Here is a 16317-nt window from a genome sequence, read left to right on the forward strand (position 1 = left end):
CCCACCCCGTGTTGGCAGCTAGGCCGCCCAATGCACCGTCATATCCGGCAAAACGGCTTTGACCGGTGCCTCGATCGCGTCATCCGCCTTGAGCGCCACGGCCAAAGCCGCGCGTTTCGCTTCACCCAGGATCAACAGGTGTTTTGACATCGCCCCGTTCAGAACCGGGGCGGTCAGCGTGACGCGCGGCTCGCTCGCCCCTGGCGCGCGCATAGCAAGCACGGCCGGCGCACGCGTCGACAACGCATCTGACAGCCGATCTGCCCCCGGAAACAAGCTGGCCGTGTGCATATCAGCCCCCATCCCCAGCAGCACGATCGACAAGGGCAAGGCATCAGAAACCCCGCGCGACAGGGCGTCCAGGCTGTCTTCGGGTGCTGCGGTGTCCGCGTAAAGCGGCACCAGACGCGCCTTGGCGGCGTTGTTGACCAACAGCCGCGCCTTCAACAACGCCGTATTTGACCGCGGGTCGCTTTCCGGCACCCAGCGTTCGTCGGTCAACATGACATCCACCCGCGCCCAATCCAGATCGACAGCGCAAAGGGCATCGAACACCGGACCGGGAGACGTCCCGCCGGGCACCGCCAACGACGCGCGATCCTCGTGATCCAGCATCGCCACCAATTCCGAGGCCAGCGTGTCCGCCAAATCCAGCATCATCATGTCGCGATCGGCATATTCGATCAGTTTCATTCGCGGATCTCCCTCCAGCGACGTCCGTCTTTGTGGAGCAGCATAAGCGCCTCTTCCGGTCCCGTCGAGAAAGCGTCGTAAAGCCTGGGCTTGTCGCGACGGTCTACCCAGCCAGCAATGATCGGATCGGTCCAGGCCCAGGCGGCTTCTACTTCGTCTCCGCGCATGAACAGCGTTTGGTTGCCCCGAATCACATCCATGATCAGCCGTTCATAGGCATCAGGGGCATCGGCCACATCATCGCCAAGGGCTTCTGCAAAGGTCATATCCAACGGCACGTCGATCAGACGCATGCCGCCCAGTCCGGGTTCCTTGATCGTGACCTTCAAATCCATGCCTTCATTGGGTTGCAGGCGGATCGACAATTCGTTGGCGGACTGGCCGGTATCCTCTTCAAAGATCGAATGAGGCGGTTCCTTGAAGCGCACGACGATTTCGGACATCCGGGCGCGCAGACGTTTGCCCGTGCGCAGATAGAAGGGTGTCCCGTTCCAGCGCCAGTTCGAGATATGCAGCTTCATCGCCACAAAGCTTTCAGTGGTGCTGGCATCGGTTTCGGCGTCCTGAAGATAGGTCGCCACGCTGTCGCCACCGCGATATTGCCCCCGCACGATATCGTCAGAGGTCACCGGATCAAGGGCGCGTATGATCTTCAGTTTCTCGTCACGCACAGCGTCAGGTTCGAATTTCGAAGGCGGCTCCATCGCGGTCAGGCAAAGAAGCTGCATCAGGTGGTTCTGCACCATGTCGCGCATCGCGCCCGACTTGTCATAGTAACTGCCGCGACCTTCGACCCCGACGGTTTCGGCCACCGTGATCTGGATGTGGTCCACGTATTGCGCATTCCACAGCGGTTCAAACAGCATGTTTCCAAAGCGCAAGGCCATAAGGTTCTGGACGGTTTCCTTTCCAAGGTAGTGGTCGATGCGATAAATCTGACCCTCATCGAAATGCCGGGCCAGCACCTGGTTCAGCGCCCGCGCAGTCGCCTGATCATGCCCAAAGGGCTTTTCGACCACGATGCGCGCCTCGGGCCCGGCAATGCCATGGCGATGCAAGCGTTCCGCGATGGGCCCAAACAGGTTTGGTCCGACCGAGAAATAGAAGGCCTGCACGTGCTCATCGCGAATTTCGGCCTTTAGCTTGTCCCATCCCTGTTCCCCAACCGCGTCGACCTGAACAAAACACAGCCTGTCAAGAAAGGCTGACAACACCTTGGGATCGCACTTCTTTTTGGAAATGAATTCGCGCACCGCTTCGCTGACGAACGCCCGATACCCTTCGGTATCCATGTCGCTGCGCGCCACGCCGATGATGCGCGCGGTGTCGGGCATTTGTTCATCTTGAAAACGCCGATACAGACCGGGCAGGATCTTGCGGCGCGCAAGGTCACCCGTGCCCCCAAAGATCACAAGGTCGAACGGATCGACTGGAATGACGCGAGAGACCATGGGAACCTCCAAGACTGCGTTAGCGCTAACGAACTGTGTGAAATGCGTTCTACCGATCAATACCCACGAAGTCTAGCATTCATCGGCGCGACCTCAAGCGAAAGTGGTCCGTCACCTAGCCCGTCATGACACACAAAAGCTCGAACATGATCGAGGCGCCCAGATATGCGGTTGCGCCGGATGCATCGAACGGGGGCGAGACTTCAACCAGATCTGCCCCGACAATCTTAGTCCCACGCAAGCCGCGCACCACGTCGAGCGCCTGAAACGAGTTTGGGCCACCCACTTCCGGCGTGCCGGTGCCGGGCGCAAAGGCCGGGTCAACAAAGTCGATATCGTAGCTGACATAGGTGTCGCCTGATCCCGCGATGTCACGAGCTTCGGCCATCACATCGGCCACGCCACGCTTGTGGAATTCTTCGATCGGGATGACCCGGATGCCAACGCTTTCGGCGAAATCCCGGTCCTCGTTGTCATAAGCCGTGCCACGAATACCGATCATCACCACACGCAGAGGGTCCAGAAGCCCCTCCTCCACCGCGCGGCGGAACGGGGTGCCGTGGGTATACATGGTCCCGCCGAAATAGGAGTGATACAAATCCGTGTGGCTGTCGAAATGCACCATGCCCAGCGGCTTGTCTTTGGCCAAAGCGCGCAAAATCGGCAGGGTGCACAGATGGTCGCCGCCCGCTGTCAGCGGCCTGATCCCCGCCGCCTTCACCCGTTCATAGAACCGCTCCATCCGCTGCAAACTGTCCATCAGGTCGGCGGGGTTTGGGGCCACATCGCCCAGATCGGCGCAGTTCGCGGCCTCGAACGGGCGCACACCGGTCGCCCCGTTTTGCGCACGGATCATGGTGGACAGATCGCGCAATTGTCGCGGGCCGTGGCGTGGGCCGGGCCGGTTCGTCGTGCCCCCATCCCACGGTGCGCCGATCAACCCGATCTGCACCTCGGGAAATCGGGGATGGTCAAATTCGACGTGTGGCAGACGCATGAAGGTCGGCACACCTGCAAAGCGCGGCAGATCGAATCCAGAAATCGGCGTGAAGAACGGATCAGACATGGCGAAGCTCCCTTTTCATGAAGGCAGGCTATCGCCTTGCGCAGTCACCGTCACGCCTCCAGTTCGGCATCCCAATAGAGGAAATCCATCCAGCTTTCATGCAAGTGGCCCGGCGGAAACTTGCGCCCGATGTTGCGCAATTCTTCCGCAGCAGGCTGGCGCGGCGGTTTGCGCAGGTTCAGCCCGGAAAACCGCAGGGGCTTTGACCCTTTGCGCAGGTTGCATTTCTGGCAGGCGGCCACGACATTTTCCCAACTGGTCACGCCACCTGCGGCCCGTGGCACCACATGATCAAAGGTCAGATCCCCCTTGGCCCCGCAATACTGGCAACAAAATTCGTCCCTCAAAAAAAGATTAAAGCGCGTGAAGGCCACGCGCTTTTGAGGTTTCACATAGTCTTTCAGGACAACGACCGAGGGGATCCGTATCTCAAGCGACGGGCTTCGGACCACCTCGTCATATTCGACCAATATGTTGACCCGGTCCAGCACCGCGGCCTTCACCGCCTCTTGCCAAGGCCACAGTGACAAAGGGTAGTAGGAAAGCGGTCTGTAGTCGGCATTGAGCACCAGGGCCGCGTGGTTCTTCACGCCACCCCCTTCGCGCACAAAATCTGTCCTGAAGTCTCCGTCCATCGTGCCACATCACCTCACCTTATCGACCCGTCGCGGTCGGATCAGGGCGAGATACCCGCCCCAGCAATATAAGATGACTATATATGGGCAATTCAACCTGACAACCCCTAGATATAGAGGCCGCACCGGCATCACACCACCGTCCGTCAAGATGGTGGAAACGCCAGCTACTTGGGCTGTGCGGCGCGCGCGATGCCCAGCTTGTCTTGCATGAAGCTCAGCGCGACCGACAGGCCATCCATGGCGATGCCGTGCCCCGTGCCCTTCATGATGAAGCCGTAGGTCTCGAACCCTTCGGCTTGCAGGATCTCGCCGCTTTCCGAAAAATGGCCGGGCGGAACCATGTCATCCTGATCGCCATGCACCAGCAACACCGGTGGTTTCGATTTCACCTGCTCCGCGAACTGGTCAGGTTCCAGCATGCGTCCGGAAAACGCCACAAGCCCCGCGATCGGCTCGGCCCGGCGCGGCAGCACGCGTAGCGCCATCATCGTGCCTTGCGAAAACCCAAAAACGATGAGCTGTTCAGGGGTTATCCCCTCATCTTCAAGCACCTGATCCAAGAAGGCATCGATATCCAGCGCGGCCTGATTGGCACCGTTCATGCTGTCTTCTTCGGAAGAACCATCAAGCCACGGAATCGGGAACCACTGAAAGCCCACCGGGTTTCCTGCGCATTTCTCGGGGGCGTCGGGCGCGATGAACGTGGTATCCGGCATGTGTTCTGACAGCGGATCAGACAGACCCAAAAGGTCCGCGCCATCCGCGCCATACCCGTGCAGAAACACGACGACCGACTTGGTCGTGCCCGAGGCAGCCTCGCGGCGTTTTACATCCAGAATGCGGTTCATCATGCGACCCCTTCGCGTTTTTTCTCGACCCGGTAATACGCCCAGAGCAGCCGGGCTGCAACGCCCCTCCAGGGTGTCCAGTCTGCGGCCATGGTGCGCAGCGCTTTGTCGGTTGGCCGGGTGGGCAGATCAAACAGCATCCGGGCCGCCTCTTGTAAGGCCAGATCACCCGCCGGAAAGATGTCGGCGCGGGCCAGCGCGAACAAGGCATAGATTTCGGCGGTCCAAAGCCCAATACCCGGCACGGCAGTCAGGGTCGCGATCACCTGATCTGACGGTGCGCGACGCAATGCTGGGTAATCCAGCCCCGCCCCAGCCAGCGCGTGGGCATAACGGATTTTGGGGCGCGACAGGCCCAAAGCGGCAAGACCTTCCGGGCTGGCTTGGGCGACGCTGTCGGGTGTGGTCATCCCGGCCGCGTCAATCCGCGCCCAGATCGCCGCCGCCGACGCGGTTGAAACCTGCTGACCGACGATGGCAAACAAGAGGGCTTCAAAACCGTCGTCGCGAAGGCGCAGCGGTATTTCGTCGATCTGATCCAGAACACCCTGAAATCTGGGCTCCTTGGCGCAAAGCCACGCGGCACCTTCGTGCAAGCAATCCGGCCCACGGATCAGGCGCTCTGTGTGGTCAGCCACGTCAGCGCCTCTTGAGCGGTTTGCGCATGATCGCAGTCCAACATCGCGGGCCGGTCCAGCAAGGCGACCGGCAACCCCAAGGCGCGCGCTGCATCAAGCTTTGCGCGGGTCGGACCACCTGAGTTTTTTGCCACAACCCACTCTACTGCATATGTTTTCAGCAAACGCATTTCATAAGCCAGAACAAAAGGCGGCTGGCCGATAATCCAGCTTCCCTCATAGGGAAACGGGTCATTTGTTCGGTCCACACGCCGGCAAAACAGCGTTCTGCCTTTTGCAAGACCGGCCCATTTGTCGATGGATTGCGCCCCGGTCGCCAGAAACACGCGCGCGCGCTGCGGGATCAGCTTTTCGACGTCTTTCTCCGTTTCAACACTGTGCCACAGATCGCCGTCCTGAGCGCGCCAGGCGGGGCGCAGCAGGCGCAGATATGGCACCCCCAATCGCCGCGCAATGGTCAGGCTGCGGCTGGAAATCTGGGTTGCGAACGGATGCGTTGCGTCAATCACGGCGTCAAACTCGCCGTCTTGCATAAAGCGTTCTTGCGCGGCCTCGCCTCCAAACCCGCCCCTGCGAGTTTGGATGGGGAACAACCTTGGCGCGTCGGTGACACCCGCCAGTGACGCGACCGCATCCACGCCGTCTGCGACGAACAGGTCCGCCAGCGCGCGCGCTTCTTGCGTTCCTGCCAGCAGTAAGGTTTTCACGACGCCCGCGCGATCACCGCGCCTTTGCGGTCGATCATGACAACATCAAGGGCAACGTCCGCATCCCGCAACATCTTGGCGGCCTCGCGCCGGGCTTTCTCGACGATCAAGTCTGACATCTTTTTTCCATGTTTTTCATAGGCCTCAAGGGCCGTATTCATGTGCTTTACTTCGGCGTCATCCAGCCAGATGGCGAGTGTTTCAAAATTCACCTGACTGCGTCCTGAATGCAGATCGCGCGCGCCTTGTGCCAGTTTCGTCAATTTTCCAATACCTCCGCCAATGGTCGCACGCTGGATCGGGTGGCGCGCGAGATATTTCAACAATCCCCCAACAAAATCCCCCATATCAAGCATTGCGCCATCCGGTAGGCCATAAAGCGCCTGCACCGCGCGTTCGGACGTTGCGCCTGTGCAGCCCGCCACATGTGCCAACCCCTCGGCGCGGGCCACGTCAATGCCCCGGTGGATCGAGGCGATCCATGCGGCGCAGGAAAACGGGCGAACGATGCCCGTCGTGCCAAGGATCGACAGCCCGCCTTTGATGCCAAGACGCGGATTCCAAGTCTTTTCAGCCAGTTCCGCGCCATTCCTAACCGAGATCGTGACATCCAGATCCGCGCTTTTTCCGAACGCATCCGCCGCTTCGTGAATGACCCCTTTCATCATCTGGCGCGGCACAGGGTTGATCGCGGGTTCGCCCGGTGGAATGGGCAGGCCGGGTTTGGTGACGATGCCCACGCCATCACCTGCCAGAAAGCGGATGCCTTGCCCCGGTTGCCTGGACGCGACATGCGCGCGGATCAGGGCACCGTGGGTCACATCCGGGTCGTCGCCCGCATCCTTGATGATCGCGGCTTCGGCCCAGCCGTCATCCCGCGCGGCCTCTTCAATCTGGAATGTTGGGGTTTCACCTTTGGGCAGGGTGATCGTGACCTGTGACGGCACACCTGCGCCCCACACCCCCTCCAGCGCCGCCTTTACGGCAGCCGTAGCGCAGGCGCCCGTGGTCCAGCCACGGCGCAGTTTGGGGGGCAAATCACTGCTCATCGCGCCGACTATAGGCGCAGCGGTGCACGCCGCCAATCCATCGTTTGGGGTCGCAACGGCGCTTTTCGTTGCCCGCCGTCCGGTGCATAAGAAGCCAATGAGCGAGTCGTCCACTTATACCCCGCCCCCCTTGCCAGGAACTGACTGGCCCGTGATGCAACCCGGTTGGGTGTGGCTGTGCGGCGCCGGTCCCGGCGATCCCGGGCTTTTGACGATCCATGCGCTCAACGCGCTGTCCCAGGCCGATGTGATCGTGCATGACGCGCTGGTGGCACCCGAGATCTTGGCGTGGGCGCGTGCCGATGCTGAAGCGATCTATGCCGGCAAGCGCGGTGGCAAGCCCTCGGCCTTGCAGCGCGATATTTCCCTGCAACTGGTGGATTTGGCGCGCGCCGGCAAGAAGGTCCTGCGCCTGAAAGGTGGCGATCCCTTTGTATTCGGACGTGGTGGCGAAGAAGGTCAGACCCTTGTGCAGCATGGCGTTCCGATCCGCATTATTCCCGGCATCTCGGCCGGGATTGGCGGGCTGGCTTATGCGGGCGTTCCCGTCACCCACCGTGACGTCAACCAATCGGTGACCTTCGTGACGGGGCACGACCAGTCGGGCGAAACGCCCGGCACGCTGGATTGGGCCGCGATTGCGCGCGGATCACAGGTAATCGTGATCTATATGGGCATGAAGCATCTGGACCGCATCCGCACTGCGCTGGTCGAGGCGGGTCGCCCGAGTGATGAGCCGGTGGCGATCACTTCAAACGCGACGACGCCGCAGCAGCAGGTTTTGGAAACCACCCTTGGCAGCTGCGTCGAGGACGCCGCGCGCGACGGGATCGGCGCGCCTGCGATCATCTGCGTCGGTCGCGCCGTCCTGATGCGACAGGCCTTGGACTGGCAGGCGATGGCAGCCGGTCATGCGCCCCGCAACACCGACCCGCTGGGCCGTGGGCGCCCGGCCGAGGATCGGTGATGCCCGCCGCCGCGCGAAACGGTCAGCGCGGGCTTATCCTATCCGCGCCGTCGTCAGGCAGCGGCAAGACCACCCTGACCTTGGGCCTTTTGCGGGCGCTGTCACGCCGCGGTGTGGATGTCAGCGGTGCAAAATCCGGCCCCGACTACATTGACCCGCGTTTTCACGCCGCCGCCTGTGGGCGCGACTGTCCAAATCTGGACGCGTGGGCGATGAAACCCGCACGGATCGACGCTTTGGCCGCGTCTGGCGCGGACCTGTTACTGATCGAAGGCGCGATGGGGCTGTTTGACGGTGCACCGCCACACGGGCGCGGGGCCACGGCCGATCTGGCCCGCCAGTTGGGTCTGCCCGTGGTGTTGGTCATCGACTGCGCGCGGTTGGCGCACTCTGTCGCGCCGCTTGTCAACGGGTTTGCGTCACACGACCCTGACGTCCGCGTCGCGGGTGTGATTCTAAACAATGTCGGCAGCCCGCGCCACGAGGCAATGCTGCGCGCCGCACTGCACCCAAGCAATATTGCGATATTGGGCGCGGTTCATCGCCAAACGGGCATGGCGCATCCCTCGCGCCATCTGGGCTTGGTGCAGGCGGGTGAACATCCGGATTTGCAGTCCTATCTCGACCGTGTGGCCGATGCTGTGGAGGCTGCGCTTGATCTGGAGGCGCTGGTGGCGCTGGCGGAACCGATCACGGCGCGCGCAGAGGCCATGGCGTGTCTGGCGGCACCGGGCAAGCGGATCGCCATCGCGTCAGACCGGGCCTTTGCCTTTGCCTACCCACATATTCTGGCCGATTGGCAGGCAGACGGCGCGGCCATCCTGCCCTTCTCGCCGCTGGCCGACGAAGCCCCGGCGCGCGACGCCGACTTCATCTTCCTGCCCGGTGGCTATCCCGAGTTGCACGCCGCCACGCTGGCCGCAGCACAGACGTTCAAGGCCGGACTGCGCGCCGCCACCTGCCCGATCTATGGCGAGTGCGGGGGGTATATGGTGCTGGGCCGCGCGATCACCGACAAGGACGGAGATCGCCACGAGATGTTGGGGCTGCTCGACCTTGAAACCAGCTTCGCGACGCGCAAGTTGCATCTTGGCTACCGGACCCTTCACGCGACCCACGGCCCCTTCCCCGGCGCATGGGCTGCGCATGAGTTCCACTATGCGACCACCCTGCGGGCCAATGGCCAAGCGCTGTTCGATGCGAGGGATGCGGAATGCACCGCCTTGCCCCCTATGGGTCTGGTGAACGGCCAAGTCTCAGGCAGCTTTGCGCATCTGATCGACCGCGCCTAGACGGCAGCGGTCAATTGCCGCGTCGCGGCTGGTTTTTCCATCTGGTCAAATCCGCGCCCCGCAGATACCCATATGCGCATGAGTGACGCGATCCAGACCCCAGGCGACGACGCCCGCGCCAAGCGCAATGTGACCATCCTTGTGCTGGCGCAGGCTTTTCTGGGCGCGCAGATGCCGATGATTTTCACCATGGCAGGGCTGGCCGGGCAATCGCTGGCGTCGAACCCCTGCTGGGCGACGCTGCCAATCTCGCTGATGGTCGGCGGCTCGATGTTCTTCGCCAATCCTGTATCTTGGGTCATGCAGACCTATGGCCGCCGTGTGGGCTTTTGGCTTGGCACGATGGGTGGCACGCTGGGCGCCGCGATCAGCGCCTATGCCCTGACCCAAGCCGATTTCGGTATCTTCCTTCTCGGGTCGTTCCTGATGGGGCTATATCAATCCTCGCAAGGGTTCTTTCGGTTTGCGGCGGCCGACACGGCTTCGGCCGCGTTCCGACCCAAAGCGATTTCTTATGTCATGGCGGGCGGTCTGGCCTCGGCGGTCATTGGACCTCAGCTGTTCAACGCCACAAACGACGCGATGGTCGTGCCCTTTCTTGGGGCTTATCTGACCATCATCGCGATCAACATTCTGGGCTCGTTCCTATTTTTGGGGCTGGACATCCCCAAGCCGCCGAAGCCGCATGTGGATGACCCCAAAGGCCGCACAAGACGCGAGCTTTTGCGCGACCCTGTCATCGCCGTTGCGATCATCTGCGGGATGGTATCCTACGCATTGATGAACCTTGTCATGACCTCGACACCGCTGGCCGTCGTCGGCTGTGGGTTTGAAACCGATATGGCGGGAAATGTCGTCACCGCACACGTGCTGGCGATGTTCGTGCCCAGCTTTTTCACCGGCCACCTGATCGCCCGCTTCGGCACCCGCAAGGTGATCGCAACCGGGCTGGCCATTCTTGGGCTGGCGGGCGTCGTCGCGCTGCAAGGCGTCGAGCTTGAGAACTTCTTCATCGCGCTGATCCTGCTGGGCGTCGGCTGGAACTTCGGGTTCATCGGCGCAACCACCATGCTGGCAGGTGCCCATGCCCCGGAAGAGCGTGGCCGCGTGCAGGGCATGAACGATATGATCGTGTTTGGCTGCGTGACCATCGCGTCGCTGGCCTCGGGCGGGTTGATGAACTGCTCAGGCGGATCGACGGTCGAGGGCTGGAACGCGGTCAACATCGCCATGGTGCCGTTTTTGGCGCTGGCGGGCGCGTCGCTGATCTGGCTGATGCTGCGCCCACAGGACGATTTGGCCTGATTGGACGCGCTCGGCGCGTCTGCATCAACTGCCCGTCGCACATCACCTCTTTTTTACAAAAATGTGTCACCGACCGCTTGGCACCAGCTTGCCCAGCGACATTTTGGCATGCCGGACGCTTTGGCTTGAAATCCTTGTGACGGGTCATTAGTTATAAGCCTATAACTAACCTTGCGAGGCCGCCATGCCCAACCAATCCACACCCGTTCGCTGGCTCAAACCGATCGCTGTTGTTGCGTTGGTGTTTGGTCTTCTGACCCTCTTTTCCGGTGGCAACGTGCTGTTTGGCCCGGACGAAGCGCGCGCCTCCGCCGGGCAATATGTCGGTTTCGTGGTCTGGTTCAACTTCCTCGCAGGCGGCGTTTACGTGCTGGCAGCCATCGGCCTGTGGCTTGGCAAGTCCTGGGCCCCCAGATTGGCCGCACTGATCGCCATTGCTACGGCAGTGGTCGGACTGGGCTTCGCATTCGTCGTCTTGCGCGGCAGCCCGTTTGAGATGCGCACGGTCGGCGCCCTGACCCTCAGATTTGCCTTCTGGGCCGCGATTGCCTTGATCACCACCCGACGCTCTGCCCCAGCATGAGCGCGCGCAAATCCACAGACGATCGCAAGACCGAGATCCTGGACGTGACCCTTGATCTGGCCTTCAGGGTCGGGCCGGACCATGTGACGACCGGCATGATTGCAACGCAACTTGGGCTGACCCAACCGGCGATCTACAAGCACTTTCCCAAGAAAGAAGATATCTGGCGGGCCGCGACCGACCGGCTTTGTGCCCTGATCCGCGACAATATCGACCGAACCGCCCAAGCAAACCTGCCCCCGACCCACGCCTTGCGTCGCCTGATACTTGGGCATCTGAAATTGGTCTGCGACACCCCCGCACTGCCCGAAATCATGGTGACGCGCGACCCGTCCGGCAATCTGACCCAAACCCGCCGCCTCATTCTGGAAGCGATGACAGAATTTCGTGCAACGCTTGCGCAATATCTTTCGAACGCCCAACAGACCGGACAACTTCGCCCCGATCTGCGAAGCGAAGATGGCGTGACGCTGCTGATCGGGATCGTGCAAAGCCTGGTGCTGCGCCTGATCGTAACCCGCGACACCGCAACGCTTGTGCCAGACGGCGAACGCCTGCTTGACCTGCAACTGACGCTCTTCGAACGCCAAGGAAAAGACATATGAAAACCGGCTTCAAACTGGCTCTGATCACCCTTCCCATCGCGGCCATTGGCGCGGGCATTCTGGCCTATGTCGTATCGACAAGCCCACCACCCGAACGCAGCACGCTGGCCGAACGCAGCGCCGCGGTGCGGGTGATCCCTGCTGACAGCAGATCACTTGTGCCAACCCTGACCGGGTTCGGGCTTGTGACCCCGCAACGCACGTTCGACGCAATCGCAGAGGTCGGCGGGCGCGTCGAATATGTCAATCCGGGGCTCCGCGGCGGGCAGATCCTGCCCGCAGGCGCCGTGCTTCTGCGCGTATCGCCTACGGATTTCAACCTCGCCATTGCACAGGCCAAGGCCAACATTCGCGCCGCCGAAGCCCGTCTGGCCGAACTGGACGTGTCCGAACAGAACCAGCGCGACGCCCTGGAGATTGAACGCGAGGCGCTGGAGGTAAAAGCATCCGATCTGGCCCGCGCCGAGGCGCTGTTCAAAGCAGGCACCATGTCGAAAGGCGCACGCGACCAGTCCCGTGCCGCCCATCTGGCGCAACGCCAGAAGGTGCAGGGGATTGAAAGCACGCTGGCCTTGTTTCCAACCCAGCGCACCGTTCAGACCGAACAGATCGCCGTTTACCAGGCAACGCTTGCCACCGCGCAACTGAACCTTGAGCGCAGTGAATTGACGTTGCCATTTGCGGCCCGCGTCGCCGCCTATTCCGTCGAGGTCGGGCAGTTTCTGAAAACCGGGCAAACAGCCGCAAGTCTGGACGGGATCGAGCGCGCCGAGGTCGTGGTGCAGGTGTCTCTGGACGATTTCGGCCGTCTGGTGCGGCTTGGTCGCAGCACAGCGCCGACAATGCCGATCGAACCAACCCAGATGACCGAAGCTCTTCACGCCCTTGGACTGACGGCTCAGGTCCGGTTGCGGCTGGGCGAGCAAACCGAAACCTGGCCGGCCACGGTTGACCGGGTCAGCGACGGGATCGACCTACGGTCAGGTACGGTCGGTGTGGTTGTGGTGGTGGAAAACGCCTATGGGCAAAGCGGCCAAGGCAATCGCCCGCCCCTGACCAAAGGCATGTTCGTCGATGTGGTGCTCAGCAGCGCGCCAGTTTCGGGTCTTGTCTTGCCGCGCAGCGCGCTGCGTGACGGCAGTCTCTATGTCGCTGACAGTGACAACCGGCTGCGTATGGTCGCAGCCACACCTCGGTTTGAACAAGGCGAGATCGCGCTTTTTGCCAGCGACACGCTTGCACAGGGCACGCATGTTTTGCTGACCCCGCCAAACCCGGTGATCGAGGGACAATTGCTTGATCCGCATGTGGATGAAGGTCTGATGCCGCAGCTTTTGGCCAAGGACGCAGCTCAATGATCAGGTTTTTCGCAGGTCACCCGACCATCGCCAACCTCTTGATGATCCTGTTCCTTGCAGCGGGGCTGTTTGTCAGCCCGACCTTGCTGCGCGAAACCTTCCCGCGTGCCAATCTCAGCGAGGTTGAGATCAGCGTCCCCTATCCCGGCGCCCGCCCCGAAGAGGTGGAAACCGCGATTTGCGAGCGGATCGAAAGCGCTCTTGATGGGGTGACGGGTCTTGAGAAACACGCGTGCGAGGCGCGCGAAAACGCGGCGCTTGCGGTCGTCAAAATGCGCGAGGGCGACAATTTTCAAACCTTCGTCGCCGATGTGAAGACGGAAGTTGACGCCATCTCGGATTTTCCAGAACGCGCCGAGGCGGCCACCGTCAGACCGTTGGGGCGCACCGATTTCGTCGCCTCGGTCGCGTTGACCGGTCCGCGCACGCGCACGGATCTGAACGACTATGCCGAATACATACGCACCGGTATGCTGCGCTGGGGCGGCATTCCGAAAGTTGACATTCGTGGCTTTGCCACCCGCGAGTTCCAGATCGACCTCCGCCCGTCAGAGCTTCAGAAATTCGGCATTTCCGTCGCTGACGTTGCACGCACGGTGCAGGCAAACAGCCTTGATCTGCCAGCGGGCAACATAGAGGCGGCAACCGAAACACTGCTGGTGCGTGTCGCCGAAGAGCGGCGCGATAGCCGTGCGCTGGAAGCCCTGATCGTGCGGTCCTCGGCGCAGGGGGGACAGGTGCGGCTGGGCGACATCGCAGACATTTCCGAAGGGTTCGCCTCTGATGACGATGTGATCTTGTTCGACGGCAAACCCGCCGCCATCCTTGATATCACCAAGACCCGCGCCGAAGACAGCCTGCGCACAATGGACGCGCTGCAGGGGTTTCTTGACGCCGAACGCGCCCAAGCCCCCCCCGGTGTGACACTTGAAATTACCGCTGACGGCGTGTCGGTGGTGCGCGACCGGCTTACACTGGTGGTGGTCAACGGCCTGCAAGGTCTGGCTCTGGTGTTTATGGTCCTGTGGCTGTTTTTCGGCTTTCGGTTTTCGTTCTGGGTGGCGATGGGACTACCGGTGTCCTTCATGGGCGGCGTCGCCCTGATGGGGCTTGTCGGCTATTCGCTGAACCTGATGACGACGCTGGGCTTGTTGATCGTGATCGGGCTGTTGATGGACGACGCCATCGTTATCGCGGAAAACATCGCCCGGTTGCGCGAAAAAGGGCGCAGTGCGCTGGACGCCGCGGTCGAAGGCGCAAGGCAGGTGTTTCCCAACGTCTTTGCCTCGTTCGGGACAACCGCGATGATTTTCGGCTCGCTTGCCTTTCTTGCCGGTGATCTGGGTGCTGTGTTGCGCGTGGTGCCTGTGGTGATGCTGTTCGTTCTTATGGTGTCGCTGGTCGAGGCGTTCCTGATCCTGCCCCACCACCTGATCCACAGCCTTGAGGTCGCCAACCACGACAAGGGGCTGCGCGCGCGTGTCGAACACGCCGTCGATTGGACGCGCGAACGCCTTGTCGGGCCGCTGGTCGATCTGACGATCCGTTGGCGATATGCGGTGGCAGGGCTAAGTCTTGCGGTGCTGTTGACCTCGGTCAGCATGCTGGCGGGAGGCTATCTGAAATTCACCGCCTTTCCCGAATTGGACGGCGACACGATTGTCGCGCGCGTTCTGCTGCCGCAAGGCACGCCGCTGTCGCGCACCGACCAGATCGTCGCCCAGCTTGAGGCCGGTCTGGACGAGGTCAATGCCACTCTGACGCCCGAGCAACCCAACGAGGCCACTCTGATCCGCCATGTCAGCGTTTTTCACGGTTTGAACCGGGATGCCTTCGAGACCGGCGCCCATGTGGTCACCCTGAGCGTCGATCTTCTGCCCTCGGCCAAACGCGTCAGCACACCGGACGAGATCATGGCGCTGTGGCGCGACACCGTCGGTCCCGTGGCCGATGTGATCAGCCTGAAATACGCCGAAAGCACGATCGGCCCCGCCGGGATCGCCATCGATTTGCGCTTGAAGGGCGACGATCTGGCAGCCCTCAAGGCGGCGTCGATCGAGTTGCAGGATTGGCTGTGGCAGTATGAGGGCGTCACCTCGATCCTTGATGACCTGCGACCGGGCAAACGTGAATTGCGTGTGACGCTCAGGGACAGCGCAGGCCCGATGGGGATCACCGCGGCGATGGTCGCAGACCAGTTGCGCGCCGCCTATATCGGCACCACAATCAGCGAAATGCAGGTCGCCGGAAGCCTGATCGAGGTCACCGCGCAATTTGGCAAGGATGATCGCGGCGACCGGTCCATCTTCGACAACTTCTCGGTCACCCGGAGCGATGGCAGCTATGTGCCCCTGGATATCGTCGCCAAGGTCGAGATCGGTCAGGGCTACAACCGCATCAACCACGAAAACGGGGTGCGCACGGTCACCGTTCAGGGGTCGATTGACACCCGCACCGCGAATGCGAACGCCATCGTCGGCGACACCCTGACGCGCTTTGTGCCAGAGCTTCTGGCGCGCCATCCCGGCGTCACGCTTGATGTCGAGGGTCAGAATGCCGAAGCCGGTAAGACCCAGCAATCCATGCTGAAAGGGTTCGTCATCGGGCTATTGGGCGTGTTCTTGCTGCTCAGCTTCCTGTTTCGCTCGTATCTGGAGCCGATCGTGGTGATGTTGGTGATCCCGCTGTCCCTGCCCGGTGCGATCTTCGGCCACATGGCGATGGGGCTCGACTTTTCGATGCCCAGCATGTTGGGCTTTGTCGCGCTGGCGGGGGTCGTGGTCAACAACTCGATCTTGCTTGTCGATTTTGTCAAACACGAACATGTCGAGGCGGCAAATGTGTCGCAAGCCGCTGCGCGCGCTGCACGGGCGCGGTTCAGGGCGATCTTTCTGACCACCACTACGACGACGGCGGGTCTGTTGCCGATCCTGACGGAAACCAGCCTGCAGGCGCAGATCCTGATCCCGCTGGTGGCCAGCCTGGTGTTCGGGCTGCTGTCAGCCAGCGTGGTGGTGCTGTTTGTGCTGCCGGCGATCTATGCCATTTTGGATGACCTCGGCCTGACCACGCTGTCCAAAGCCTGACGGTCAGGTTCTTTGGGGTTTGGGCCGGGTC

15 protein-coding genes are annotated in these 16317 nt (G+C 61.8%); 7 read left to right on the plus strand and 8 right to left on the minus strand.

Annotated features, from left to right (window positions below; all coding sequences use genetic code 11):
- Positions 1-18: 18 nt before the first annotated feature.
- The 8 genes from pgl to Q0864_RS14455 form a co-directional block, all read right to left on the minus strand.
- Positions 19-693, minus strand: a complete 675-nt coding sequence (gene pgl, locus Q0864_RS14420) for a 6-phosphogluconolactonase (RefSeq protein ID WP_298571117.1) — start codon at positions 691-693, stop codon at positions 19-21.
- Positions 690-2144, minus strand: a complete 1455-nt coding sequence (zwf, locus tag Q0864_RS14425) for a glucose-6-phosphate dehydrogenase (RefSeq protein WP_298571118.1) — start codon at positions 2142-2144, stop codon at positions 690-692. Before zwf ends, pgl begins: the two co-directional genes overlap by 4 nt.
- A 115-nt stretch (positions 2145-2259) precedes the next feature.
- Positions 2260-3210 carry an agmatinase gene (locus Q0864_RS14430; protein WP_298571120.1) on the minus strand — a complete coding sequence of 317 codons (951 nt, stop codon included), beginning with the start codon at positions 3208-3210 and terminating at the stop codon, positions 2260-2262.
- 50 nt (positions 3211-3260) lie between these two features.
- Positions 3261-3845, minus strand: a complete 585-nt coding sequence (locus Q0864_RS14435; protein ID WP_298571122.1) for an HNH endonuclease — start codon at positions 3843-3845, stop codon at positions 3261-3263.
- 167 nt (positions 3846-4012) lie between these two features.
- On the minus strand, positions 4013-4696 hold the full coding sequence (locus tag Q0864_RS14440) for an alpha/beta fold hydrolase (RefSeq protein WP_298571124.1): 684 nt from the start codon (positions 4694-4696) through the stop codon (positions 4013-4015).
- Complete coding sequence (locus Q0864_RS14445; RefSeq protein WP_298571126.1) at positions 4696-5334, minus strand: DNA-3-methyladenine glycosylase 2 family protein; 639 nt, start codon at positions 5332-5334, stop codon at positions 4696-4698. Before Q0864_RS14445 ends, Q0864_RS14440 begins: the two co-directional genes overlap by 1 nt.
- Positions 5310-6041 (minus strand): precorrin-6A/cobalt-precorrin-6A reductase, encoded by a 732-nt coding sequence (locus tag Q0864_RS14450; RefSeq protein ID WP_298571128.1) that lies wholly within the window; start codon positions 6039-6041, stop codon positions 5310-5312. Before Q0864_RS14450 ends, Q0864_RS14445 begins: the two co-directional genes overlap by 25 nt.
- Entirely contained in the window at positions 6038-7090 is a 1053-nt protein-coding gene (locus Q0864_RS14455; protein ID WP_298571130.1) for a cobalt-precorrin-5B (C(1))-methyltransferase, read from the minus strand. The genes Q0864_RS14450 and Q0864_RS14455 overlap by 4 nt, the downstream gene beginning before the upstream one ends.
- A 97-nt stretch (positions 7091-7187) precedes the next feature.
- Between Q0864_RS14455 and cobA the strand changes: the two genes are divergently transcribed.
- The 7 genes from cobA (at position 7188) to Q0864_RS14490 (ending at position 16286) form a co-directional block, all read left to right on the plus strand.
- Complete coding sequence (gene cobA, locus Q0864_RS14460; protein ID WP_298571132.1) at positions 7188-8057, plus strand: uroporphyrinogen-III C-methyltransferase; 870 nt, start codon at positions 7188-7190, stop codon at positions 8055-8057.
- Positions 8057-9349 carry a cobyrinate a,c-diamide synthase gene (locus tag Q0864_RS14465; protein ID WP_298571133.1) on the plus strand — a complete coding sequence of 431 codons (1293 nt, stop codon included), beginning with the start codon at positions 8057-8059 and terminating at the stop codon, positions 9347-9349. The genes cobA and Q0864_RS14465 overlap by 1 nt, the downstream gene beginning before the upstream one ends.
- A gap of 78 nt (positions 9350-9427) precedes the next feature.
- Complete coding sequence (locus Q0864_RS14470; protein WP_298571214.1) at positions 9428-10654, plus strand: MFS transporter; 1227 nt, start codon at positions 9428-9430, stop codon at positions 10652-10654.
- Between the two features lie 184 nt (positions 10655-10838).
- Positions 10839-11237, plus strand: coding sequence for a DoxX family protein (locus tag Q0864_RS14475; RefSeq protein ID WP_298571135.1), 399 nt, complete (start codon positions 10839-10841; stop codon positions 11235-11237).
- Complete coding sequence (locus Q0864_RS14480) at positions 11234-11842, plus strand: TetR/AcrR family transcriptional regulator (protein WP_298571137.1); 609 nt, start codon at positions 11234-11236, stop codon at positions 11840-11842. Before Q0864_RS14475 ends, Q0864_RS14480 begins: the two co-directional genes overlap by 4 nt.
- A complete protein-coding gene (locus Q0864_RS14485) occupies positions 11839-13200 on the plus strand; it encodes a hypothetical protein (RefSeq protein ID WP_298571139.1) in 1362 nt (453 codons plus the stop codon). Before Q0864_RS14480 ends, Q0864_RS14485 begins: the two co-directional genes overlap by 4 nt.
- Positions 13197-16286: an efflux RND transporter permease subunit gene (locus Q0864_RS14490; protein ID WP_298571141.1), complete on the plus strand. Its 3090-nt coding sequence runs from the start codon at positions 13197-13199 to the stop codon at positions 16284-16286. Before Q0864_RS14485 ends, Q0864_RS14490 begins: the two co-directional genes overlap by 4 nt.
- The last annotated feature ends 31 nt before the right edge of the window (positions 16287-16317 follow it).

The organism is uncultured Aliiroseovarius sp. (assembly GCF_947497285.1).
In the GTDB taxonomy this organism is placed as follows: Bacteria; Pseudomonadota; Alphaproteobacteria; order Rhodobacterales; family Rhodobacteraceae; genus Aliiroseovarius.